The following is a 22,591-nucleotide window of genomic DNA, read 5'->3' as shown; positions in this document are numbered from 1 at the left end:
TTACTATGGATTTAATTATATTAGATCACTTGGATTTCACATATAAAGATCATGCTTATATAGGTGATGAGTTTGAAATTATACATGACATCGTCATTACGCAAAAATCACATTTCAAGATAAACAAAAGCAAGCTTAATGTTGCAGTTGGCGATTATGTTTATGTGAAAGAAGATAATGGCTACTTTGGTATTGTAGAAAATATCGAAGATGAAAAAACGCATCTTGTTATTGCTAGTGTTGATTTTAAAGAGCTATTTAAAGTTGAAGTGTTAGTCGAAAGTTTCAATGGTAATGTGGCAACCTATATAGAAGAAATAATTAGAAAAACATATCTTCAAAACAGTGATACCAAACAAAACTTAAACTACCTAAGCATCAGTGTGGAAACATCGAAGCTAGGTAGTTTTGTTTTTGATGTGGATAAAGTCATGACAATTTATGAACTATTAGAACTGGCTAACCGGATGTATGGCGTCTATATCAAGCATGAAGTAGTGTTTAATAATGGAGCTTTTAGTGGTGTTTTAATAAGAATCGTTAATGTGACAAGAGGCTTAAAAATAAAAGCAGATAGCCTCATCTTAGAAGACTTAATCATTAATGATTCAAGTAAAGAAAGCACGAATAAGGCGATATATTATCCAAAGACAAGTAACTTATTCTTTAAGGATACAGTTATTTATTACCTATTAACAGATGGCACGATAACAAAAGATAATACCAGTAATCTAAGATATCCAAAAGTCATATCAAAAGTTGAAACATATTCAGATAATGATTACTTAGATTTGGATACGAAAGTTCGCTCAGTTCTCAGTATTGATAAAACAGATCATCAAATTAGTTTTATGATCCAAAAAAAGAATCACTCATTAGATGTTTTAAGAACATTAGATATTGGTGATTTTGTTGAATTTATTCATAAGGGCAAACGCTATGATTCATTGGTTACGGGTATTAAGTATGTGAACACTTTTGAAGTAGCAACCATCACACTTGGTGAGTATCGTTTGAAACTAACTGAGAAAATTCAAATATTAAGTAAGAACGTAAATAGTAAGGTCGGAAATGTCACAGTCAATAATAGTGGTTATTCTGATTTAGATGGAGGAGAGTTTTAATGGGAATACAAAAAATAACCTTTGATGGTTCAAGCGTCACATCAAAACATGATGCAGATTTAAATGACTTCATATTTTCAGTTGGAACTGGAGTGCTTTTAGGTAGTAGAGGTAGCGTATTTTATACTCTTGCCAATAACACCATTACATTTGAGGATGGTTATGTCATGGTTCAGGGTAGGTTAATCTATATTGAAAATAATACGCAAGTCACTGTTACACCAAATGCAAATCGCTTAGGTTATGTAGTTTTAAATGTGGACTTAACCGATAATGAAGTTTCAATTTACACGAAAGAACAAGCATCAACTTATCCGAATCTAGTCCAGAATGATTTAAGTAGCGGTCAAGGTCAATATGAATTTGCACTATGTGCATACACTAAGACAACAACATCGGTCACTTTAAACAATACATTTAATAGACAAACTTTATTGAATGCTGATAGTCTTGTCTATAATCTTGAGCAGAAAATCAGGAATCAAACGACACCAACTGTTCACACTCCAACATATATTTCTCAAGGTGTTTATAGGATAAGTAATTATTATTCGAATGACCTAATGAGAGCATTCATCATGATTGTATTAAGCAACGGAACGGTTGTGAACTTACCAGGACCGTTAATTTTTGAAATCATAGGATCGAGTACTTCGGTAGCATACACGTACAACGGTATTACATATTCGATGTTTGTTTCATATCAAAATGGCAATACAACATTTACATGTGGCTCAACGACTCACACAATCAATCGAGTCATCATATATCGTTTCTAAGGAGGAAATAAAAAATGGCAGTTATACAAATTAAAAGAAGAACATCTGCTGGTACAGGACCCATTGTGGGAACAGCAGGTACGATTAAAGCCGGTGAACCTTTAATCGATTTGAATGGGACAAATCTATATATATCAAAGGCTGATAAAACAGGTTCTAGTGCGAATCCATTAACAAGTAATGATTATATTGAGTTTGCAAGTAAAGCAAATGCTGAAGCTACGATGGATTCAAAGATTAGTGCACTTGGACTTGGGACAGCTTCCAAAAAGAATACAGGTACAACGAATGGTACGGTGCCTTTAATTGGTGCAGATGGAAAACTTCCAACCTCAATCATTCCAGCAGTGAGCCCTGTAACAAGCGTTAATAGTAAAACTGGTGCTGTAGTTATCACATTATCAGAACTAGGTGGAGTTGCAACATCTACTTATAATGCACACGTATCAAGTAATCTTCACTTAACTGATGACCAAAGAACAAAGATTGCTAATGTGAAAAATGTTGCCTTGATGCAAGGTGTAGGTGCTAAGTTCGATACGACAAAGGCATCATTCGATGCATCAGTTCTTGATAATGGATTAGTACTCCATAGTATTCAGGATACAAACTATAATCCAGTTAAAACTTTTTATTACATTGGTATTGATAAAACAAAAGTACTCACACCAACATCGGTTATTGATGGTGGAACATACTAATGGCTATCATCAGAGTTAAAAGAGGCACATCGGTTCCAACCACAAGCCATTTGACTCAAGTTGGTGAGCTGGGTTTCGATACAACAAATAATGAATTATACATCAGAGGTAACAGTAGTGTTATTAAAATAGGTGGTGGATTCTCATTGCTATATGAGGGTAATCTTTCGATACCTACGACCATTACAGCTAATAACATTTCGCTCAATAGATCGATTAATCTATACGATAAGATCCTAGCGTTTGAGGTTAGAGCAGTTACAGCCACAGATTCTTATGAAACACATATTGTTTACGGTAGGATGGGTACGAATAGCACAACATCAGCAAGTCCAACATACGATAGACTTTATTCATGGACTACCTTCGATGGCCAATATTTCAAAACACATTCATTCAAAGCATATGTTTCAAACTCAATCTCAAATACGATGACGATTGGATATTTAAGACATTTGATTGGAAACTTTAGTGGCACATCAATCGCATGGACTACGAACACATCAACAACTGTTTACTTAGAACGTATTTGGTTGGTTAACTAGTATGGCTTATACATTAACCATCCATAGTATAAGTCCTACAAGTGCAGCAAACACAGGGAATGTCGGATTAGTCATCAATTTCACTTTATCAGGCAGTGGGTTTTCACTCCCTGGTTTTTCTTTAAGTTTGTATGATGCATTAACTGGTGGAACTTATGTAAAGTCTTTATATTATGATGACATCAATGATTTACAAAGTGGCATGGCTAATACTGTTTCATTTTCAGGGGTTAGTCCAGGAACCTATTATGTTGAAGTATTCTTTAAAGCACCAGGCTCAACTAGAAGAGCAATTACAATTACAGGTTCATCTGGAACTACTGAACTGATTACATTAAATGGAAGTAAAGTCACATCAAACTCGCTAAATGGGAGTCATATTACAAATGAAATAGTTAATGGAGCCAAAGTATATGGCTCTTAATAAGAGGAGGAACTAAAAATGGCAATAATTAAAAACTTACAATCAAGGGTAGGGGTTGATGTTAGTTATCATCGCATTATCGGTATCAATATCAACTATCGAAATAGAAAGATTTTACTTTGTGTTGCATCCTACATTTCAAAGGATAAAAGATTTGATAATTGTGAACCCTTAGAAGTCGTAGATATTGAAGTGCCTGATGTTGATTTTGATTTATTCATCAACGAAGATCCAAGAGGTATTGCATATCTTTGGCTAAAAGAAAACGTTGAGGGATTTGAACAATCAACGGATGATTTAGAAGTAGAGGAGGATGTATGATGCCTAGAAAGTTTACCAACAGCAAGCTAACAGAAATCGTTGTTAATATGTTTGCTATGAATGAGGTCATGTTTATTTATTACTGTGGTTCAGATAACTATAAGACAAAGCAAAAAAAGTCTGACACCGATTTAACGGTAGTTCTAAGTAACTTCAATGGCATCATTCATGCTTCAATTGAAGGTGTTGATATATTCGCTTATGGATATGAGAACTTCTTACAAAGACAGTCTATGAATGACACATTGCCACTTTACAACCTGATTCATTCGGATGATGTGATCAACATGGCAGATAATCTGATCTATCTAAATCCAAGTTATCAAACAGAGTATAACAGGATCATTGCGTTGAAGTTTGAAGATGTACTACCCCTTTATTTGGATGCAGTCATCGAGTATTTTAATCAACTAGTTAATGTTGAAAAGGTGATAGTCAAAAGAAGCTATCACATTATTAGAATTAGGGGTATTTTGGAGAAATACTTAGAAACAGGAAAATACGATGTCAACCTAAATGAGGTGTGGTTGAACAAAGTATTTGAACATAAAAAGAACTGGGATAAAGAGTTGAACACATCTGACCACTTAACCCAGTTAAAAATATATCTTGATGAAATAATTACAATTAGAGAAGGTTTGAGAACGTGAAAGTTAAATACTTAATACTAACAATTGTAGGATCCTTAGGTTCCTTAGCCTCATACCTATTTGGAGGATTTGATAAATTGTTAATCGCACTCATAATCTTCATGGTTATTGATTTTCTATCTGGCTTAATCTTAGCAATCGTATTTAAGAAGAGTAGTAAAACAAAAAATGGCAGAGTGAGTAGTGAAGCTGGTATTAAAGGACTAGCTAAGAAAATATTCATTCTGTTTTTAGTTGCTTTAGCTGAACAACTAGATATTGTATTAGGTACGAATCTTGTAAGAGATGGAGCTGTGATCGCCTTCATATCGATGGAAGGTGTAAGTATCTTAGAGAATTCAACGCTTGCAGGATTGCCTGTTCCTAGAATGATTAAAAATGCACTTGAAGTGCTAAGTAAAGGTGAGGATAAGAAAGATGAATAATACAGAATTATTGACGACCATAATCAGTGTGATACTTTCGCTTGTATCTATCGGTCTAGGTTACTGGTCAAAAAGTAACTCGAAAGCAAAAGTTTACTATGAAACGTTTATCAAAGTTGAAGAGCAAATTAGAAAACTTTGTATTGATGCAGAAAAGAATTATACCAAGGGCGATCAAAAGAAGAAATACGTGATCTCAAATATAAATCAGTTCCTGCTTGATCAGAAGATTACAATTGAACTAAGTACTATTGACGGAATTATTGAATCGATTATAGATGTTTCTAAGCAAATTAATAATTCAAATAAGTAGTGATTTTACAGCCACATTAAGCCATTTAACATTGACTAAAACGAATAAATTTGATATAATAAATATGTAGCATAACATGTCGGTAACCATTCCGCTTGTTATGCTACTTTTTTTATTTATACTAACTTAATATGGTCATAGAGTTGTGGAAAATCAACAACATGACGATATAAAAAAGTTGTAAATTGTAAATGAACTGAAAAAAGATTGTTTAAGAGGGTGGTCAAAAGATATCTCATTTCTCCATATGTTGAAGGAGGTAATCTTTATGACAAATCATGATAAAGAGCAAATTAGAAAATTGAGATTAGAAGGTAGTGGTTATGGAAAAATTGCTCAAATTCTAAATCTACCTAAAAGTACAGTCAGCTCATTTTGTAAGACAATGACTAACCAATCATTACTTTGCTTACACTGTAATAAAAAACTAAAACAAACAAAAGGTCATAGACAAAAGAAATATTGTTCTGATAAATGTAGAATGAGTTATTGGAAATCTAATAAAGCTGAAATTAATCGCAAACCAAAATATCTTGTTGAGTGTTTTCATTGTCACAAGAGTTTTACAACTTACCAAAGTTTGAAAAGAAAATATTGTTCACGAGATTGCTTCTTAAAAAATAGAATGGAGAATAGAAGCAATGGATAAAAACTCAATTGATTATCTCAATACTATGTTTCAACTTAGAGCAATGGCCAGAGAAGGTTTAATCACTGAAAAAGATTACATTCAAATTGAAGAAAAAATGGCTAAAAAATACAATCAAAAAGAAACGAGTTTATATCGTTTAAATGACTTGATAATATCCCCTTTTAGAGTGATTAATATAATACAAGAAAAGGAGTGATAATATGGCAAAAATAAGAGTAATAACAAAGCAACTCGAACTTCCAAAGTTGGTAAAGGTTGCTGCTTATACAAGAGTATCATCTGACAAGGATGCTATGCTGCACAGTTTGTCGAATCAAGTAAGTTATTTCAGCAGCTATATTCAATCTAACAAGAATTGGATTTACTGTGGCGTTTACTCTGATGAGGCTCAAACTGGAACTAAGAGCAAACGTAGTGCTTTTCAAAGAATGATACAAGATGCAAAAAATGGAAAGATTGACATCATCATTACAAAGTCGATTTCTAGATTTGCACGTAACACTGAAACATTACTCAAGACAATTAGAGAGCTTAAAGAAATCAATGTTGATGTTTACTTTCAAGAACAAAACATCCATACCTTAAGCAATGATGGGGAACTGTTGATGTCCATACTAGCAAGTTATGCCCAAGAAGAATCAAGAGTATCTTCAGAAAATTCGTTGTGGAGAGTAAAGAAGAATTTTAATGAGGGCAAAATCTATGGTGGTAAGAATTGTCTTGGATACAAAATCGTTGATGGACAATTTGAAGTAGTACCAGATGAAGCTGAGTTAGTAAAACTTATATTCAATCTATGTGAACAAGGTTATGGCGATGATAAAATTGCAAAAACGCTAAATGATATGGGAGTTAAATCTTACTTTGGCAACCTATGGTATAGATCATCTGTAAGAGGTGTATTAACGAACTACAATTATACTGGCGATTTGATTCTTCAAAAAACATATCGTGAAAATCATCTGACTAAAACAACCAAAATCAACTATGGTGAAATGGATATGTTTCATGTGGTAAATAATCATGAGCCAATAATCAGTAAAGAGCAATTTCAAAATGTAAAAAGAATTAGAGCAGAACGTTTACCAAGAAATCATAGAGTAGCATTTACACTTCATTCATTCACTGGGTTCCTTAAATGTGGAGTTTGCGGAAGAAGTTATAAACACAAGAAAAACAAGTATTTAGAATATTGGGTATGCTCAACGTATGAGCAATTAGGAAAATCGTACTGTGATTCAAAACAAATTAGAGATGATGTATTAAAAAAGGCAACATGTCAAGTTCTAAACCTAGAAGAGTTTGATACTCAAAAACTAGACCAATTCATAGCACAGATTGAAATCTTAAACGGAAATAAACTTACCTTCAATATGCACAATGGTGAAAAAAGAGAGGTTAATTGGGACGTTCCAAAAAGAAGTGATAGTTGGACTGATGAGATGAAAGAAAAAGCACGACTAAATGCATTGAAACGAAAAACCGTTGCAGGAGGTAGTGAATAATGGCAAAAGTAACGATTATACCATCCAAGATAAATCCAATAACTCAGTTACCTCACAATTCCTTAAATAAAAGAAAAGTTGCAGCTTATGCTCGTGTGTCCACACTACAAGATGAACAAGTAAGTTCTTATGATGCACAGGTAGATTACTACAAAAAGTATATTGCTGAAAGGCAAGATTGGGAGTATGTTGATATTTACACAGACAAAGGTATATCAGGAACAAATCGAAAAAATAGAGCAGGCTTTAATCAAATGATTGAGGATGCTATAAATGGAAAAATCGACTTGATTGTTACCAAGTCAGTCACTAGATTCGCACGTAATACCTTAGATACGATAAGTGTTACAAGAGAATTGAAATCACATGGCGTTGAGGTTTTCTTTGAAGAACAGAACGTTTATACATTTGAGTCAAGCGGCGAGTTAATGCTCACGATTATGGCGAGTATTGCTCAAGAAGAAAGTAGAAACATTAGTGAAAACGTCAAGTGGGGAAAACGCAAGAAATACAATGATGGTATTACATCATTAGCATATAAGCATTTCTTAGGATATGATAAACACCCAACTGATCCAAAAAAGGGATTTGTCATAAACGAGCAACAAGCTCAAGTAGTAAGATTAATTTATAAAATGTTCATGAAGGGTAAGACCTTATCATACATTGCGAAGTTCTTAGAAGAAAAAGAATTTAAAACCCCTATGGGCAAGGAAAAGTGGAGATTATCTACTATTGAGAGTATTCTTACTAATGAAAAGTACAAAGGTGATGCACTTATCTGTAAAACATATGTTAAAGATTTCTTGGATCAAAAACTCATTAAGAACAACGGTGAAGTTGACCAGGTTTATGTTGAAGGGCATCATGATCCAATCATTGACCCTAATCAATGGGAACTTGTACAAGCTGAACTAACTAGAAGAAAGAATCTAAGCAACAGCTACAAATGTAAGAGTGCTTTTTCAAGCAAACTTGTATGTGCTAATTGTGGTAGTTTCTATGGCCAAAAGGTATGGCATTCAACAAGCAAGTATAGAAGACAAGTCTACCAATGCAATGACAAGTTTAACAAGAGTCACACAAAATGCCAAACGCCTACAATTACTGAAGATGATGTCATTACAAGGTTCATTGAAGCATACACAACGTTCATGGGCGATAAAAGTAAGGTCATTTCTGATTGTAAGGATATAATCAAGATACTCGATGATACAAGTGAGATGGAAAAAGAAATAGAGCATCATACAGCTAGAGTAAATGAAATAGTTGTATTGGTTCAAAACCTTATAGACAAAAATGCATCTTTTCCAATGTCTCAAGAAGAATTCCAATCCAAGTATGATGAATATGATAATGAATACAAAGAATTAAATACTAAAGTTAATGAGATTGAAGAATCGATTAGACATAAAAAAGCACAGTCAAAAAATATCCAAGCATTCATAAGTGATTTAGCAAATAGACCTAGTGTTCTATCTGAATGGGATGAAGAAGTTTGGAACTATCTAGTTGAAAAAGCAACAGTTAATGAAGATAGATCAATAACATTCTTATTCAAGAGTGGCGAAGAAGTTAATGTAAAATAAGTTTAACAACAACGTTGTAAACAGCTGCCAAATGAGGTGGCTGTTTTTTTAACTTCCAGTTCAAATAGAGTAGTTTTTATGATATAATTTACATATTGATATTTTTACTTTTTTGACTTGAGGCAATGCCTACATCACATGAGATTATTCAAAGGGGAATGAAATCTTGGATTTAAAACCATTATGCTTAAGAATAGCCGACCAACTAGGTATTGAACCACTTGATATTAGATTTGAAGATTTAACTGATGACAGTAGACTTTACATAAAAGAAAACTATGTCGCCATCAATAAAAAGTATGATAATAATTATGAGGAATGTGCGAAAAGTATCGCTCATGAATATAGACATGTTTTCCAAATATTCTATGTAAGTATGTTTTCCAACGAACGTTCCAAAAGATGGAAAAATGAACTTAAAGGAGTTATTAATAGTTCGAACATGGATAGCAATGGTAGTAACTACATAGCTCAAGAAATAGAACTTGACGCATTCGCATTCACTAAATACTATCTTGAAGAGTTTGAAAATATAGAAGTAGTTAATAAGATAGATAAATTGGATGTTTATATTTTGGAGTACATAAAAAGGTCAAAGGATATATTGTAGAGTTTCGTGTGAGATTAAAGAGGTGTTTCATTGGATGAAACTGTTATAAAAATAATTAAAGTTCTTGTTTTTTGGAATAGTGGCATGGGCAATATCAGATGTAGTTTTCAATATTCTTTATGAATCTATTGATAATGCGATTGTATCATCCGGTGAAAATGTAACCGGGCTATTAAAAGCAATGAAAGTTATAGCTGGACTCCTAGCTTATGACGGAGTATCTTTTGCAATAGGTCTTATAACAGCAATAATCACGGTTATTGATGTCTTAAATAAAAAAATCTAGTAAATAATTAGGAAGGAATAAAAATATGAAGATTAAAACTAAGAAAACAACATTGATAGGACTGTTAATTGTTATTGCTGTGAGCATATTTGTTTTTATCAGTAATTATTCAAAGTATCTTGACATACCTACAAATTTAGGTAAGCAACTGAACTATTTCTCACTCACCATGATATCAATTTTTGCCATCGCTTTATTTATAGGTACATTTTTTGTTGATTTAGGCAATTTATCTCAAAAAAAGACCAAAAGATTGTTTATGACGATTGGGATATTTTTCTTCATATTAATCATTACAAATATTGTTTTACTCATTATGCATTCAATACAATTAGAACAATCTGATTCAACAATGATTCTTGTTTCAGTGATTGCCTTAATAGTGTTGTTGATTTTTATTAGTATCAACACGCTTAATATACTTATAAAAATCAGTAAAAAATGAATTCAATAATCACTGTTTATGATGTCTTAAATGGGGAAATAATATACTTGTGTAGGAAATCAATATACTTTTAGTAGTAAATAGCAGTAAATAGTGAAATGAGGCGATTTAATGCAAATAGATATTCAAAAAACAAAGGAATACTATCAATCAAACTTAGAGGTATGCAATTGTGATGCATGTCAAAACCATATTAAATCGGTTGCAGAAGCATATCCTGAGTTAATTACTTATTTGAAGTCAATTGGTATTGACTATAAGAAACCATTTGAAACATTTTGGCTTGAAAATAGAAAAAATTAAACAATATACTATGAAGGTATACAATATATTGTTTTTGGAGAGTGGAACAAAGATTTTATGTTTGAGAAAGCAGGACATCGTATTTCTTGTGCATCAAATCACCCAACCACAAGTATTATAGATAAACATTTTGTAATTGATATAGATGATATTGTATTGAAATGGAGTTTGGAAAAAAACTTTGAAGAAGTATTCCCTTTTGAAAAAAAGCAAAGCTTGTTATCAAAGATATTCAAATGAAACTAGGAATAAAGTAAGATATCATCTATGCAATAATCAGTGCTAGTATTCCTCGATACGTAATTGTCATGTTTTTAGGGGTAGGTTTAAAAAGGAGATATTTTATGGTGAATAAAACAGATGCAATTGAAATTATACATTGGGCTTTCGATCATGGAATTTCAGTTTGGTTAGATGGCGGATGGGGTGTTGATGCTCTCTTAGGTAGGCAAACAAGACCACATAATGATATAGATTTATTTATAGAATTAAAACATCGAGATTTGTTTATCAAAATTTTATTAGAAAAAAATTTTAAAGAGGTAACTAAATCATATACGACATATGATCATACTGTTTGGAAAGATCCCTTAGATAGGATTATTGATTTACACACGTTTAGATGGAATAGTGATAAAAGTATTATTTATGATGGTATGGAGTTTCCAGGAAACACATTTGATGGTATTGGTAAAATAGATGATATAACTGTAAATTGTATAAACGCTCAGTCGCAAGTAGAATTTCATCGTGGATATGAATTCAGTGATAAAGACATCCATGATGTTAAATTACTTTGTGAGACATTTAATATTCCAGTGCCAGAAGAGTATAAGGATAAGATTTGATCATAATCTATTCAATAATTACCATTTATGACATCTCAAATAAGACAAGGATATACTTGTATGGGCAGTATATAGGTTAAATTAAGTATATAGTGGGAAAGGAAAGTCGCATGACCGATAGAGAAAAAATCAACGAATTGATTGAAAAATTGAATGTCAAAAAAATTGAATTTTTAGAATTGAATCGTTATCGAACAGAACGTTATAAAATTGATTATTATGATGTTTCTAATCTGGGGTTTTCAGGTATTATCGGTATGGACACATTTTCTTATTGGCCGGGTATTGATGCATCACATGTCAACAGATATGATATTTATGTATTTGATGATTTACATACGTGGAAACATTTTAATATTGCCGATAAAGATAATTACAAATTTACGCATAATTTTATTATTTTAGCCTATACAAAAGATGAAAAACTAGGAAACATTTTTGGACAACAAGCTGAAACAAGTATTATGAATGAAATCATTCAAATCGTCAAACCATTTATTGTGGATAGGGATTATTAATAATTTATTACATTATTTTTATTAGTTTTAAGGTGATTAACATTATTAATATTCTTTAATAAAATCGTATTAAAATGAATTCAATAATAATCACAGTTTTCAAACTTAAAGATATTGATTGAAAAGAAAGTTAAATTTTATATCCAAATTTGAGGAGGAGAAACATGAAGGTAGAGTTTAAAGAATCAGAGCATTTTGGATTGTCATTAGTAATAACTTATATTGAATATATGAAGGCGTTGAAAAATGATGATGAATTAAATAGTTTAAGACTTGCTATTGATTCTTATAAGAATTTACTAAAATTGAATTATGATTTTGATTTAAGAGAATATCAGCGAGTTACCAAATTCTTAAAGAAAGATTCGATTGTCTACTATCATCCACTAATTTTAGAGTACCCTTCTAGAAGAGAACTGTTGATTACTGCCATACAAGATAATGAAATCAAACCTATTAGGAAACAGTCAACTAGAGGAGAAGTATTTACACCATTTTACTCAGTCATATCAGATAAAAATGAATAATGACTAATATATAATGTGAGGTGAGAAAAATAGGATACTATATTTCAAATAAAAGTAAAAGCATTAAATGTATCAAGGAGAATAGTACATTTTCAACTATCGAAGAATTATATAAAGAGCTAAATGATCGTGGTTGGAATTCAATGACTGTTTTTTTAAAAGAACAATGGAATCCTGATAACAAATGTTCTGGACAATGTAACGCTACTGTACTACTGGTACAGGAGTACTTTGGTGGAGATATCATATCTTATCCGAATCCTGAACCTGATAAGAAAGGACACTACTTTAATCGCATCGATGGAACTGATATAGATTTAACATCTGAACAGTTTGAGGTGAATCTAAACTATTTAGATAAAACAAAAAAAGGAAGCTTCGGTAGACATTCATTCAGTTGTGAAAAATCTGCATATATAATTAAAAAGAATCTAGGTTTGTTATAAGGGGTACGAACTTTTTAAAGGGGTACGAAATTGTATCAAAATAGTCGCCCTTACACATTTGAAATGAAACTGCTCCCTGATTTTGGGCCAAATACTGGTACAATTGAAAGGGAGCTTTTTTATGAAAACAACTCTAGAAGAGAATTTAAAGTGCGTCATTCTTCATTTAATGGTTCGCTTCCTAATGATTTAAGAAAATGGATGGATTTATATCAGGTGCCAATATACATTTATGAATCATACACTTCGCTAAAGATGAAGGAGGTGAAGAAAAATGCCAACCAAAGGCAAAAGTAACCTATACGGACGTGGAAAACGTGGCCAATCAAATGAACACATCAACTATAAGTATGCAAGACTATTATCGCCAAAGCATCGAGAAGATCATGTTAATAGACATGGGATACAAGAAATGAAGTTGAGTAATGAGAATCAATATAAAGCAGCTGCAATTTCATTCGCAAACAGAGTAGATAGGGATAATCACGATAGTTTTGTAAGAGCAAATGGCGTGACATTAAAGTTTTCTAAAACAACAGGGGAGTTTGCTGTTATAGATCAGGAAGGTACAGTAACAACATATTTTACGACATCGGAAAAATGGTGGGAAAGTGAGAAAAGAAAAAATGGAAGATAATCAAAGCAAGAAAACAGTTGATACTATCATTTGTCCATGTTGTGGGGAATCAACAATTGTCGATTTATTTGATATTTGTCCAATATGTGGATGGGAGCATAACCTGACACAGTTAGATGATCCTGATTTTACAGGAGGCCCAAATATCCTCTCTTTAAATCAAACTAGGGAATGGTTCAGATTAAAGCGTCAAATGGATACTGGCTATACATGGAAAGCAAATGCAAAAAAAGATGGGAATCCGACTTTAGATGATTTACATAAATTACGAGATTTAATCAAAGAAAAATAAATTTTGTTTTCAAATTTTAAAGTTTAAGAAAGGATGGTGAAAACATGGGAAAACTATTAGGAAGCCTTGGTGTAATTCTATTGATTGGTGTATTAGCAAGTAGTAATATCGATTTAAATCAATTTTTTGATTTTATGGGATCAATTATTAGATTTTTTGCTACAATAGTCGTAGGTATCTTTCAAATATTCATAACGATAATAGAAACTATATTATAATGTATTGAGGAGAAAAACTATGAATTTCCAAGTACCAAAATGATCCATTCTTAATTCAGTTGAGAATGGGTCATTTTATTTTCATTAATTATATTTGTTCATAATCATGGATAATCAATATTTGGGGTGCTAAAATTGTATCAGTATTGGTAACCTTAGATATATTAAAAGCATAGGTTTGATACAAACGTATCAAGCCTTTTTATTTGCAGAAAGGGGAAATCCCCTTATTCCAAAATACATACCGATCATAGTTGATTATTTTCAACAAAATTAAGGTGCATTTTTTCATTACTCAAAAACCATCTACACGATTACAATCAGATTTACACGATTATAAACATAAATACACGATTTGAGATGGGCTCACATGGTCACGTCTTATATGTAATAACGCCTGTGTCATGTGAAGTATAATTTGATAGGTACTTATATCAATTAATAAAAGGCATTTTTGTCACTTATTCGGTTTTGTTTCAATCACTGCATCTGTGAGCATAATTGATTGAGACAAAATGATTTCTCCAATCGTGTCAGCTTTAATATATCCGGATTTTGGATTTTTAACGGAATCTATATGCCCGATAATATCTGCTTCAACATCTGAGTATTCAAATGCTAAATCGGCATTTTTCATCGTACAATTCTTGAGTTTAACACCTTCTGTATAGCATAATGGTTGTGTACCAATGATTTCACAATTAATGAACGTTAAATTTTTGCCATACCAACCAAGATAGGCACCATTAACTTTACTGTTTTCTACAATAACATTTTCGGAATGCCAAAATGCATCTTTTGTGTCTAATATAGAATCTGTAATTCTTACATTTTTCATATATTGTAGACTATATTTGCCGTCAATATGTGATTTATTAATTGTAATGTTTTTAGCTTTAAGTAAAGGGTAGTCTCCTTCGATATAAGTGTTCTCGATTTGCATGTCATTACAGAACCAACCTACTTCGCTTGCAATGATGATTGAATCTTCAATTCTGATATGTTCAGCATTTCTTAGTGATTTGATAGTATTGATTTTCACGTTCTTAAGTAACCCATATGTTGAGTACCAAAAAGCAGCTCTAGCCATATCATCTAATTGAGAATCAATTAATTCAAAATGATGTGCGTGCCACAATGGATATCGAAGATTGAAATATGAATCTCTTATGATGATATGATTGGTTTCTTTTAAACTGGATTCGCCATCAAGTGGTCCGTCAAAACGGCAGTTAATTAATTCTGCATCTTGAAGATTATATAAAGCTCTTTCTTCTTGGAAAATTTGATCTTTAATAATTTTGCTCATTTGTTGCCTCTTTTAATCTATACAATTGACACTTTTTTTGTTTGTGATACGCTATTATCAGAAAGTTCAAGTTAATACTACTACTTAAAGTCAACTTTAAGTCAAGAGATTTATTAAAAAAATATAAAAATATGTTTGGAGGTTATTTTATGTATTATACAGTTAGTGAAATCGCTAAAAAAATGGATGTAAATGCATCAACATTAAGATATTATGACAAAGAAGGGTTATTACCATTTGTTGAAAGATCACGTGGTGGCATCAGAATGTTTAAGGAATCTGATATCGGGATGCTGGATATTATTGGATGCTTAAAACAAACAGGTATGTCAATCAAAGATATTAAGAGTTTTGTTGATTACTACAAAACCGGTGATACTGACTTTGCCAATAGAATCAAGATACTTGACAATCAAAAAGCATCAGTTCTTGAACAAATGGAATCGTTACAACATAATCTTGATATGCTTGAATATAAGAAATGGTACTACCAAAAAGCTATTGAATTAAAATCACTTTCTGAAGTTGCAAATTTGCCAGTTACAGACGTACCAAAAAAATTCCATAAATTTTTGATTATAGAGTAATTCATTTAAATAAAGCAGTTCTAGTATTTCAAATATCTTTCCACGAAGGGTATGTAAAATAGACTAGAGATACGCAAATTTTGAAATAGGTGCGTAAATGTATTTAAACAGGTAATTCACCCAGGGTAGATGACCAACTTTGATACATAATAGTGCCAAAGTTTCATTATATGGCAGTTGCATACAAATTGTAGACAACTGAAACGCAGTTTGTTATCATATTAGTATGATAAAATCTTTTCTAAGATTGTTTTTAAATAAGAGAATTCGCGCCGTATGGGATGATGATGATTCTAAGTGGTGGTATTCATCTATTGATGTTGTTTTTGCGTTGACCGATTCAAAAAATCCACGTATTTATTGGAATGCGATTAAGAGAAGGCATCCAGAGTTGAATACATTTTGTAGACAGCGGAAATTATATGCTGATGATGGCAAGAAATACCTTTCAGATGTCTTGGATGAAAATGGGGTCAAGAAACTCGGTTTTATTCTTCCTAGTAAAAATAGTGCTGATTTTCAAATTTGGATTGAAGGACACTTGGATCCTATAGACGAGCAGAGCAAAAGAAAAGCCCACACATTATTTAGATCTGAAATATTAGATTTTTCATGTGTTGGTAAGACAAAACTACTAAAGCAAATCCATGCTTATTTATTTGAAGGAATCTATGATTTTGCGGGCAAGATTAGAACAAAAACAATCTCCAAAGGTGGTTTTATGTTTGCCAATGGTGATTTCTTACCTCAAGTATTAAAAGATATCGATAAGATGCCAGATAATACATTCCCTGAAATATTGGATAAGTATATCGAAATGAATATCGCTCATCCATTTATGGAAGGAAATGGAAGATCGACTAGAATTTGGCTTGATTTATTATTAAAAGCGAGAATACAGCGATGTGTTGACTGGTCAAAGATTGAAAAAAACGACTATTTGTCCGCAATGAAAGAAAGTCCAGTTAACCCAAAACCAATCTTTGATTTATTAAATAACGCGTTGACCGACGGCATAAATAATCGAGAAATTTTCATGAGTGGAATTGATTGTTCATATTATTACGAAGAGGAAGAATAGCAATCAGGGACAAATGTTGCGAACCCCAAAATAAAACTAATAAGTCGAAATATCAGTTTAAATGTCGGTTTAAATAAAACAGAAAATAAAGTAATAGGACTTTTAATAGAACATCCAAGCACCGCATATCTTGAAGCAACAGTGCAATAGACGTGGCTCAGAGAACAACCAGGAAAGCATTTAACTTGCTGAAGGATAAGAAAATAATTGAAAGAATTGACTTAAAAAGCGATGGCTGTTGGATTGTTATTAAATATTAAAAGATGTAATTAATGATGAAAGTTGGAGTACGCGGACGGCGTGAAATATTAAAAATAAGTTCTGTTGACAATAGAAATACAGTTATTGATAGGTTACAATTGGTGTAGGTTCATTAAAATATTCTCCAACTTTATCGAGTCATTTCATTTTTGCTACGACCTGGATTTTGAAAGGAAAGATATTCGATGAGACGATTCAAATACCCATTTTCAAAGCACATTGACAAAAAAATGCTTAGAAAAAGAATTGATTTACTAAATAATTCAGCACGACAAAGATATATTGCTAATAGACGGCTTAGCCTAATTTTTGGAACCCTATTTTGGATTTTGTTCGTTTTTATTCTAAGTATTATGATTGTTCTCGAACAAAAGATAGAACCAGTAATTGGAAAGACATTATATACGATTTTGGTTATTTTTGTCAGCCTAATTTCACCGGCATTGGTTTTATTATTTCCATATCAAAAACTGGAGAAACATTATCCACCTCAGTCATTAGAAGCCATTCCAAGAGATATTATTGCAATGGCTAATATAAAGTTATTTAAATACTATAAAATTCCAGAAAGCTATTTAGTTACCAAATGTTATAATTGTACAAATCGACTTCTTATTGATAAGGATGTACTGTTATTCTTTCATAATGACAAATTAAGGATAGTTAATGATTTTACATCAACAATTAAGGATTTTGGCTGCTATGAATTTGGGTTGGATAAGTTTGATTTGTCATATGAGAAAAAAGAGGATATCGTTACAACCGAGATTAAGACAGAGAAGTTTCATTTATCATTAGGAAAAAGAGCTAAACCGTTTATTAATAATAAGGGGGGAAATAATGATTACCAAAGAATATTGGAAATACATTAATGGAGAACGTCTAAAAGATAGAGAATTTGTTTTTAAAGAATACAAACCAATAAACGATGATAATAATCACGATTATTGCAGTTTTTGCTAGGCTAGGTTAAGCTTAGCAATCAATGATGCGCTAAACGAGGGTTATCAAACAATCTTGAAACCTATTATTGGGAAAGGTAAGGAACGAAAACGCGATGAATGGGTCTGCTCAGAATACTTCAAGGATTTTCAAGACATTTTAGGCTTGAAAATAAAAGATTCAGAGTAACTCAGAAAATTGAATCAGGATGTTTGTAAGTATGTTTCACACATCATCAATTTTTTGATTTTATGAGATCAATTATTAGATTTTTTGCTACAATAGTTGTAGGTATCTTTCAAATATTCATAACAATAATAGAAACCATATTATAATGTATTGAGGAGAAAAACTATGAATTTTCGAACTCCAAAATGACTCACTCTTTATTCAATTTGGAAGGGGCATTTTTGTTTTTACGGACATTGCTTGTTCATGATTTATTGATTCAAAGTGCAAAAAATATCAAAAATGTATTGTTTAATAATTTTTTCTAGTTTATGCATCGAATCCCATATTTTACTTAATGTAAAATATGGGAATAATGTAACATCACTCCTCATTTTAAATGAGAATAAATATATAATACCTAAGAGTCAATTCATGATAACGTGATATAACAGCACTTTAAAAAATCAAAAAACGTGTATTATTTTCCATATTAAAAATCAAAAAACGTGTATAGTATAGTTATAAGAGGTGATATTGATGAGGCTAGAACGTAAAATATATAAGCAATTGATTGCGTGGAAAAATGAAAATGGCAAAACCGCATTACTCATAGAAGGCGCAAGACGCGTTGGAAAGAGCACTGTGGTTGAAGCCTTCGCAAAAAAAGAATACAAGTCATATATACTCATAGATTTTAGTGTTGCAAGTACTGAGGTTAAATCGCTTTTTAAAAAATACGCATCAAATCTTGATGATTTTTTCTTTTTCTTAACATCAATCACTGGAATTACATTATTCGAAAGAAATTCACTTATTGTATTTGATGAAGTGCAATTATTTCCTCAAGCTAGGCAACTGATAAAACATCTAGTGAAAGACAACCGCTATGATTACATTGAAACTGGATCTTTATTATCAATCAAGCGTAATGTAGAAAGTATTTTAATACCTTCAGAAGAAAGGGCAATCAAAATGCATCCGCTTGATTTCGAAGAATTTTGTACTGCTCTTGGAAGAGGAGATGTTTTTCCTCTTATTAAAAAGCATTTTGATAATCTAAGACCCCTTGGCGAAATTCATTCAACGATTATGAAACTATTTAGACAGTACTTGTTAATCGGAGGTATGCCTCAAGCAGTTATGGAATTTTTAGATACCAATGATTATACAAAAGTAGATCGGATTAAAAGAGATATTTTAAAGCTTTATAAGAACGACATTTCAAAATATGCCAAAGGATATGAACATAAAGTGCTTAGTATTTTTGATGAAATTCCTAGTCAATTATCGAAACACGAGAAAAAGTTTATGTTAAGTTCATTATCAAAAGATGCGAGATTTAGAGATTATGAGGATGCTTTTACATGGTTAGACGAAGCCATGATTACAAATGTATGTTTTAATACATCCGATCCCAGTTTTGGATTATCTCTAAATCGGGATAGATTAACGCTTAAAATGTATATGGCAGATACGGGGTTATTATTGAGTCATGCATTTAGTGAAAATGATGAAATGCATCAAGAAGTAGCAAAAGCCATTATTCAAGATCGACTAGATATTAACAATGGTATGATATTTGAAAATATCGTCGCTCAAATGTTTACTGCTTTAAATAAGAAATTATATTTTTACTCAAGGACTGATAATCAAGACCGCTCAAATATGATGGAAATAGATTTTCTAATTATCGATCAATCTAAACCAACTAAAATATCACCTGTTGAAGTTAAGTCTGGCAAGAACTATACCACGTCGTCATTGGACAAGTTTAGTATCAAGTTTAAAAACAAACTGGGTAAAAAATACATTATTCATACAAAAGATTTAATGCAAAAAGATGGTGTTATCTATTTGCCTGTTTATATGACTATGTTTCTATAAAGCTATCGTGATGAGAATAAGTAGTTAATCAAACCAATGTCTTCAAATGGTTCGGGTTATATGATCATTGATGATACTAGAATAAAAATAGAACACTAATATTTTTTTAAATATTTTTATTTGCTTTTTTTACCTTGTTTGATTGACACATTTTCTTGGCCATCATTTAAGAAGTCCTTTTTCAGCGCTTATAGATTAAATATATAAACATTTGTGCTATTTCCATTTAATATATTTGCAAAATACAATACAATATATAAAAGGAGCAAATATGGATAAATCTTTTGTGAGTCTATACTTAATGACTAAAGGAAAGTACTTTGAACCTTACCAAGTAAATTTTGTCCGTAAATCATTAATTGATCTTGAAGATGATAATCGAATTACAATTAGTTCCATTAATCTACGTGATCCGCTTATTGTGCTTCTACTAAGCATTTTTCTTGGAGGCCTAGGAATCGATATGTTTTATATCGGTGAAAAAACACGCGGTCTGCGGAAATTGATTTTAGGAGTGGTGTCCTTCGTTATCTTTTTGGTTGCCATAGCTTTGGTAAATGTAAATATGAATCCGTATGGCGGAATCAACTCTCCAGGATTACGTGTTCTAATCGGCATCTTGATGGTCGTGGCTAGCATTACAATTTTGGTTCAAATGGTTTTTGTAATCATTGATTGGTTTAAATGTTCAGAACTAACAAAAAAGAAAAACTATTTGTTGTTCACTCAAGCATTGAATGCCTGCAAGAAAGGAGGAGACAAATAATTGTATGGAAAAAGAAAAAATTGATTTGTTTATCATGCAAAACGCTAAGAAACTTCCACCGGAACAATTGCCCTTTATTCGGGAAAAGCTCGCCTTATATCAAGGTGATGAAACGCTTCTCGTCTATGGAATTGATTTGATGGATCCGATGATGTTGCTTTTAGTTTCAATCTTCGTCGGTGGTCTTGGCATTGATCGCTTTATGATTGGCGATATAGGTATGGGGGTTTTAAAACTTCTAACCGGCGGTCTATTCGGTATTTTATGGATATATGACATTGTCACTATTTCTGAAAAAGTACGGGAAAAGAACTTTCTGAAGTTAATGACATTCCTTAGTTAAAAACAAAAAACTCAGACGTTGCTTGAAGGCATTGTCTGAGTTTTTTTATGTTAGCGAACAGGTTGGACGAAGAAACGACCATACACCTGATGCAGACTGATGACGTTTATAAAGGCATGAGAATCAACTTTCTGCGCCACTTTTAGCACTTTCTTGACTTCATTGGTTGAAACCGTCATATAAATAATAATCTTTGCTTCGCCCGTATACGCTCCCGTTCCTTGAATGATCGTCGCACTGTGATGGAAATTGGCGATTAAGATTGGCGACATATTTTTGCTGGTTGTAATAATTTGAATCTGCGCCTTTTTATTTCGTACATTGATGAAGTCAATCACTAAGGCGGAGACAAATAAGTAGATTATGGAATAAACGAGTGCGGTAAGGCCGGTTGAAAATGGGTTATCTAGACCATTCTTATTCGCCGCGATGATGGTAATTAGTGAATATAAAACAACGATGACGGCATTGAAACTGATGCTATATTTGCCGACGTTCGTCGACTTCTTATTCGCCAGATAATAAGAAACAATATCCATACCTCCGGCCGATATATCCGCTTTAAAGGCGACCGCCGCGCTCATTCCCGTGCAGATGCCGGCGAGTAATGTGCGCGTCAATTGGCTATCTAAAGTAATTAAGCTTTCCCAATTGTTGGGAATAATCGAAATAAAAAGCGATCCCAACACTACGTTTATCAACGAATAAATCGTAAAGCGTTTGCCGATGCCAAACCAGCCCAGAATAATAACCGGAATATTGAAAACGATATAAAGGATTGACTGAAGATTATACTCATTATAATGAAACCCCATAATCTCGATTAAAACCTTGACGACATCTTGAGCAAAACCGCTGATGCCACCGCCAGCAAATTTGACAATGGCCGGGTCGGTAGATGAGGGCGAAATAAACAAGCGAAAACCGAAAGCAAAGATAAAAGCGCTGAACGTACAGAAGAAAAGTGTAAAAAAGTTTTCAACTATCCACCTTACGGCTGGGTGGTCAAATAGGAAATCATCATAATGCTTTGCAAGTTTTTTTATCTTCGACATATGTGCCTCACTGCGACAAGTATAAGCGAGAAAA

Annotated in this window: 33 protein-coding genes; 31 read left to right on the top strand and 2 right to left on the bottom strand. The window is 32.2% G+C overall.

The features are described from left to right. The first annotated feature begins 5 nt into the window (after positions 1 to 5). The 25 genes from PKC96_04045 (at position 6) to PKC96_03925 (ending at position 14,158) form a co-directional block, all read left to right on the top strand. Positions 6 to 1,124 (top strand): hypothetical protein, encoded by a 1,119-nt coding sequence (locus tag PKC96_04045; protein HMM00494.1) that lies wholly within the window; start codon positions 6 to 8, stop codon positions 1,122 to 1,124. Continuing rightward, entirely contained in the window at positions 1,124 to 1,903 is a 780-nt protein-coding gene (locus PKC96_04040) for a hypothetical protein (protein ID HMM00493.1), read from the top strand. The genes PKC96_04045 and PKC96_04040 overlap by 1 nt, the downstream gene beginning before the upstream one ends. Before the next feature lie 14 nt (positions 1,904 to 1,917). Next, the gene (locus PKC96_04035; protein HMM00492.1) at positions 1,918 to 2,604 is read left to right on the top strand and encodes a hypothetical protein; all 687 of its coding nucleotides are present in this window, start codon (positions 1,918 to 1,920) and stop codon (positions 2,602 to 2,604) included. Further along, positions 2,604 to 3,149 (top strand): hypothetical protein, encoded by a 546-nt coding sequence (locus PKC96_04030; protein HMM00491.1) that lies wholly within the window; start codon positions 2,604 to 2,606, stop codon positions 3,147 to 3,149. The genes PKC96_04035 and PKC96_04030 overlap by 1 nt, the downstream gene beginning before the upstream one ends. Before the next feature lies 1 nt (position 3,150). Continuing rightward, the gene (locus PKC96_04025; protein HMM00490.1) at positions 3,151 to 3,573 is read left to right on the top strand and encodes a hypothetical protein; all 423 of its coding nucleotides are present in this window, start codon (positions 3,151 to 3,153) and stop codon (positions 3,571 to 3,573) included. Positions 3,574 to 3,591: 18 nt separating this feature from the next. Further along, positions 3,592 to 3,894, top strand: a complete 303-nt coding sequence (locus PKC96_04020; protein HMM00489.1) for a hypothetical protein — start codon at positions 3,592 to 3,594, stop codon at positions 3,892 to 3,894. Beyond that, entirely contained in the window at positions 3,891 to 4,544 is a 654-nt protein-coding gene (locus PKC96_04015) for a hypothetical protein (protein HMM00488.1), read from the top strand. Before PKC96_04020 ends, PKC96_04015 begins: the two co-directional genes overlap by 4 nt. Then, on the top strand, positions 4,541 to 4,969 hold the full coding sequence (locus tag PKC96_04010; GenBank protein HMM00487.1) for a phage holin family protein: 429 nt from the start codon (positions 4,541 to 4,543) through the stop codon (positions 4,967 to 4,969). The genes PKC96_04015 and PKC96_04010 overlap by 4 nt, the downstream gene beginning before the upstream one ends. Beyond that, on the top strand, positions 4,962 to 5,282 hold the full coding sequence (locus PKC96_04005) for a hypothetical protein (GenBank protein ID HMM00486.1): 321 nt from the start codon (positions 4,962 to 4,964) through the stop codon (positions 5,280 to 5,282). The genes PKC96_04010 and PKC96_04005 overlap by 8 nt, the downstream gene beginning before the upstream one ends. Positions 5,283 to 5,550: 268 nt before the next feature. Next, on the top strand, positions 5,551 to 5,931 hold the full coding sequence (locus PKC96_04000) for an RNA polymerase subunit sigma-70 (protein ID HMM00485.1): 381 nt from the start codon (positions 5,551 to 5,553) through the stop codon (positions 5,929 to 5,931). Continuing rightward, on the top strand, positions 5,924 to 6,130 hold the full coding sequence (locus PKC96_03995; protein HMM00484.1) for a hypothetical protein: 207 nt from the start codon (positions 5,924 to 5,926) through the stop codon (positions 6,128 to 6,130). The genes PKC96_04000 and PKC96_03995 overlap by 8 nt, the downstream gene beginning before the upstream one ends. Before the next feature lie 4 nt (positions 6,131 to 6,134). Next, complete coding sequence (locus PKC96_03990; GenBank protein HMM00483.1) at positions 6,135 to 7,439, top strand: recombinase family protein; 1,305 nt, start codon at positions 6,135 to 6,137, stop codon at positions 7,437 to 7,439. After that, positions 7,439 to 9,028, top strand: a complete 1,590-nt coding sequence (locus PKC96_03985) for a recombinase family protein (protein ID HMM00482.1) — start codon at positions 7,439 to 7,441, stop codon at positions 9,026 to 9,028. Before PKC96_03990 ends, PKC96_03985 begins: the two co-directional genes overlap by 1 nt. A gap of 166 nt (positions 9,029 to 9,194) precedes the next feature. Next, entirely contained in the window at positions 9,195 to 9,638 is a 444-nt protein-coding gene (locus PKC96_03980) for a hypothetical protein (GenBank protein HMM00481.1), read from the top strand. A gap of 311 nt (positions 9,639 to 9,949) precedes the next feature. Next, positions 9,950 to 10,369, top strand: a complete 420-nt coding sequence (locus PKC96_03975; GenBank protein ID HMM00480.1) for a hypothetical protein — start codon at positions 9,950 to 9,952, stop codon at positions 10,367 to 10,369. Between the two features lie 111 nt (positions 10,370 to 10,480). Beyond that, the gene (locus PKC96_03970; protein HMM00479.1) at positions 10,481 to 10,672 is read left to right on the top strand and encodes a hypothetical protein; all 192 of its coding nucleotides are present in this window, start codon (positions 10,481 to 10,483) and stop codon (positions 10,670 to 10,672) included. Between the two features lie 57 nt (positions 10,673 to 10,729). Beyond that, positions 10,730 to 10,912: a hypothetical protein gene (locus PKC96_03965; GenBank protein ID HMM00478.1), complete on the top strand. Its 183-nt coding sequence runs from the start codon at positions 10,730 to 10,732 to the stop codon at positions 10,910 to 10,912. Between the two features lie 104 nt (positions 10,913 to 11,016). Further along, positions 11,017 to 11,520: an aminoglycoside nucleotidyltransferase gene (locus PKC96_03960; protein HMM00477.1), complete on the top strand. Its 504-nt coding sequence runs from the start codon at positions 11,017 to 11,019 to the stop codon at positions 11,518 to 11,520. A 110-nt stretch (positions 11,521 to 11,630) separates the two neighbouring features. Further along, positions 11,631 to 12,038: a hypothetical protein gene (locus tag PKC96_03955; GenBank protein HMM00476.1), complete on the top strand. Its 408-nt coding sequence runs from the start codon at positions 11,631 to 11,633 to the stop codon at positions 12,036 to 12,038. A gap of 164 nt (positions 12,039 to 12,202) precedes the next feature. Then, on the top strand, positions 12,203 to 12,565 hold the full coding sequence (locus tag PKC96_03950) for a hypothetical protein (GenBank protein HMM00475.1): 363 nt from the start codon (positions 12,203 to 12,205) through the stop codon (positions 12,563 to 12,565). Between the two features lie 20 nt (positions 12,566 to 12,585). Continuing rightward, on the top strand, positions 12,586 to 13,011 hold the full coding sequence (locus tag PKC96_03945; GenBank protein HMM00474.1) for a hypothetical protein: 426 nt from the start codon (positions 12,586 to 12,588) through the stop codon (positions 13,009 to 13,011). A 30-nt stretch (positions 13,012 to 13,041) separates the two neighbouring features. Beyond that, complete coding sequence (locus tag PKC96_03940) at positions 13,042 to 13,308, top strand: hypothetical protein (protein ID HMM00473.1); 267 nt, start codon at positions 13,042 to 13,044, stop codon at positions 13,306 to 13,308. Next, positions 13,286 to 13,648 carry a hypothetical protein gene (locus tag PKC96_03935; protein ID HMM00472.1) on the top strand — a complete coding sequence of 121 codons (363 nt, stop codon included), beginning with the start codon at positions 13,286 to 13,288 and terminating at the stop codon, positions 13,646 to 13,648. The genes PKC96_03940 and PKC96_03935 overlap by 23 nt, the downstream gene beginning before the upstream one ends. Further along, positions 13,638 to 13,940, top strand: a complete 303-nt coding sequence (locus PKC96_03930) for a CPCC family cysteine-rich protein (protein ID HMM00471.1) — start codon at positions 13,638 to 13,640, stop codon at positions 13,938 to 13,940. Before PKC96_03935 ends, PKC96_03930 begins: the two co-directional genes overlap by 11 nt. A 44-nt stretch (positions 13,941 to 13,984) precedes the next feature. Beyond that, positions 13,985 to 14,158, top strand: a complete 174-nt coding sequence (locus PKC96_03925; protein HMM00470.1) for a hypothetical protein — start codon at positions 13,985 to 13,987, stop codon at positions 14,156 to 14,158. A gap of 457 nt (positions 14,159 to 14,615) precedes the next feature. Here PKC96_03925 and PKC96_03920 read toward each other — a convergent pair whose 3' ends face one another. Next, on the bottom strand, positions 14,616 to 15,467 hold the full coding sequence (locus PKC96_03920) for a DUF3737 family protein (protein HMM00469.1): 852 nt from the start codon (positions 15,465 to 15,467) through the stop codon (positions 14,616 to 14,618). A 149-nt stretch (positions 15,468 to 15,616) separates the two neighbouring features. Here PKC96_03920 and PKC96_03915 point away from each other — a divergent pair, with 149 nt between their 5' ends. The 6 genes from PKC96_03915 to PKC96_03890 all read left to right on the top strand — a co-directional run bounded on the left by PKC96_03915 (position 15,617) and on the right by PKC96_03890 (position 21,502). Beyond that, positions 15,617 to 16,054, top strand: a complete 438-nt coding sequence (locus PKC96_03915; protein ID HMM00468.1) for a MerR family transcriptional regulator — start codon at positions 15,617 to 15,619, stop codon at positions 16,052 to 16,054. A gap of 226 nt (positions 16,055 to 16,280) precedes the next feature. Beyond that, entirely contained in the window at positions 16,281 to 17,135 is an 855-nt protein-coding gene (locus PKC96_03910) for a Fic family protein (protein HMM00467.1), read from the top strand. Between the two features lie 446 nt (positions 17,136 to 17,581). After that, a complete protein-coding gene (locus tag PKC96_03905; protein ID HMM00466.1) occupies positions 17,582 to 18,268 on the top strand; it encodes a hypothetical protein in 687 nt (228 codons plus the stop codon). 778 nt (positions 18,269 to 19,046) lie between these two features. Continuing rightward, a complete protein-coding gene (locus tag PKC96_03900; GenBank protein ID HMM00465.1) occupies positions 19,047 to 20,393 on the top strand; it encodes an AAA family ATPase in 1,347 nt (448 codons plus the stop codon). 271 nt (positions 20,394 to 20,664) lie between these two features. Beyond that, complete coding sequence (locus PKC96_03895) at positions 20,665 to 21,159, top strand: TM2 domain-containing protein (GenBank protein ID HMM00464.1); 495 nt, start codon at positions 20,665 to 20,667, stop codon at positions 21,157 to 21,159. 4 nt (positions 21,160 to 21,163) lie between these two features. Continuing rightward, positions 21,164 to 21,502 (top strand): TM2 domain-containing protein, encoded by a 339-nt coding sequence (locus PKC96_03890; protein HMM00463.1) that lies wholly within the window; start codon positions 21,164 to 21,166, stop codon positions 21,500 to 21,502. Between the two features lie 50 nt (positions 21,503 to 21,552). Here the strand turns inward: PKC96_03890 and PKC96_03885 are convergent, their stop codons facing one another. Next, the gene (locus PKC96_03885) at positions 21,553 to 22,557 is read right to left on the bottom strand and encodes a YitT family protein (protein ID HMM00462.1); all 1,005 of its coding nucleotides are present in this window, start codon (positions 22,555 to 22,557) and stop codon (positions 21,553 to 21,555) included. Positions 22,558 to 22,591: the final 34 nt, after the last annotated feature.

Source organism: Bacilli bacterium, assembly GCA_035326105.1.
Lineage (GTDB): Bacteria > Bacillota_I > Bacilli_A > RFN20 > CAG-826 > UBA7706.
This window is presented reverse-complemented; position numbering and strand designations above follow the sequence as displayed.

Coding starts and splice junctions, on each gene's coding strand:
- PKC96_04045 (HMM00494.1), top strand. CDS start 6: ATGGATTTAATTATATTAGATCACTTGGATTTCACATATAAAGATCAT.
- PKC96_04040 (HMM00493.1), top strand. CDS start 1,124: ATGGGAATACAAAAAATAACCTTTGATGGTTCAAGCGTCACATCAAAA.
- PKC96_04035 (HMM00492.1), top strand. CDS start 1,918: ATGGCAGTTATACAAATTAAAAGAAGAACATCTGCTGGTACAGGACCC.
- PKC96_04030 (HMM00491.1), top strand. CDS start 2,604: ATGGCTATCATCAGAGTTAAAAGAGGCACATCGGTTCCAACCACAAGC.
- PKC96_04025 (HMM00490.1), top strand. CDS start 3,151: ATGGCTTATACATTAACCATCCATAGTATAAGTCCTACAAGTGCAGCA.
- PKC96_04020 (HMM00489.1), top strand. CDS start 3,592: ATGGCAATAATTAAAAACTTACAATCAAGGGTAGGGGTTGATGTTAGT.
- PKC96_04015 (HMM00488.1), top strand. CDS start 3,891: ATGATGCCTAGAAAGTTTACCAACAGCAAGCTAACAGAAATCGTTGTT.
- PKC96_04005 (HMM00486.1), top strand. CDS start 4,962: ATGAATAATACAGAATTATTGACGACCATAATCAGTGTGATACTTTCG.
- PKC96_04000 (HMM00485.1), top strand. CDS start 5,551: ATGACAAATCATGATAAAGAGCAAATTAGAAAATTGAGATTAGAAGGT.
- PKC96_03995 (HMM00484.1), top strand. CDS start 5,924: ATGGATAAAAACTCAATTGATTATCTCAATACTATGTTTCAACTTAGA.
- PKC96_03990 (HMM00483.1), top strand. CDS start 6,135: ATGGCAAAAATAAGAGTAATAACAAAGCAACTCGAACTTCCAAAGTTG.
- PKC96_03985 (HMM00482.1), top strand. CDS start 7,439: ATGGCAAAAGTAACGATTATACCATCCAAGATAAATCCAATAACTCAG.
- PKC96_03975 (HMM00480.1), top strand. CDS start 9,950: ATGAAGATTAAAACTAAGAAAACAACATTGATAGGACTGTTAATTGTT.
- PKC96_03970 (HMM00479.1), top strand. CDS start 10,481: ATGCAAATAGATATTCAAAAAACAAAGGAATACTATCAATCAAACTTA.
- PKC96_03965 (HMM00478.1), top strand. CDS start 10,730: ATGTTTGAGAAAGCAGGACATCGTATTTCTTGTGCATCAAATCACCCA.
- PKC96_03960 (HMM00477.1), top strand. CDS start 11,017: ATGGTGAATAAAACAGATGCAATTGAAATTATACATTGGGCTTTCGAT.
- PKC96_03955 (HMM00476.1), top strand. CDS start 11,631: ATGACCGATAGAGAAAAAATCAACGAATTGATTGAAAAATTGAATGTC.
- PKC96_03950 (HMM00475.1), top strand. CDS start 12,203: ATGAAGGTAGAGTTTAAAGAATCAGAGCATTTTGGATTGTCATTAGTA.
- PKC96_03935 (HMM00472.1), top strand. CDS start 13,286: ATGCCAACCAAAGGCAAAAGTAACCTATACGGACGTGGAAAACGTGGC.
- PKC96_03930 (HMM00471.1), top strand. CDS start 13,638: ATGGAAGATAATCAAAGCAAGAAAACAGTTGATACTATCATTTGTCCA.
- PKC96_03925 (HMM00470.1), top strand. CDS start 13,985: ATGGGAAAACTATTAGGAAGCCTTGGTGTAATTCTATTGATTGGTGTA.
- PKC96_03920 (HMM00469.1), bottom strand. CDS start 15,467: ATGAGCAAAATTATTAAAGATCAAATTTTCCAAGAAGAAAGAGCTTTA.
- PKC96_03915 (HMM00468.1), top strand. CDS start 15,617: ATGTATTATACAGTTAGTGAAATCGCTAAAAAAATGGATGTAAATGCA.
- PKC96_03910 (HMM00467.1), top strand. CDS start 16,281: ATGATAAAATCTTTTCTAAGATTGTTTTTAAATAAGAGAATTCGCGCC.
- PKC96_03905 (HMM00466.1), top strand. CDS start 17,582: ATGAGACGATTCAAATACCCATTTTCAAAGCACATTGACAAAAAAATG.
- PKC96_03900 (HMM00465.1), top strand. CDS start 19,047: ATGAGGCTAGAACGTAAAATATATAAGCAATTGATTGCGTGGAAAAAT.
- PKC96_03895 (HMM00464.1), top strand. CDS start 20,665: ATGGATAAATCTTTTGTGAGTCTATACTTAATGACTAAAGGAAAGTAC.
- PKC96_03890 (HMM00463.1), top strand. CDS start 21,164: ATGGAAAAAGAAAAAATTGATTTGTTTATCATGCAAAACGCTAAGAAA.
- PKC96_03885 (HMM00462.1), bottom strand. CDS start 22,557: ATGTCGAAGATAAAAAAACTTGCAAAGCATTATGATGATTTCCTATTT.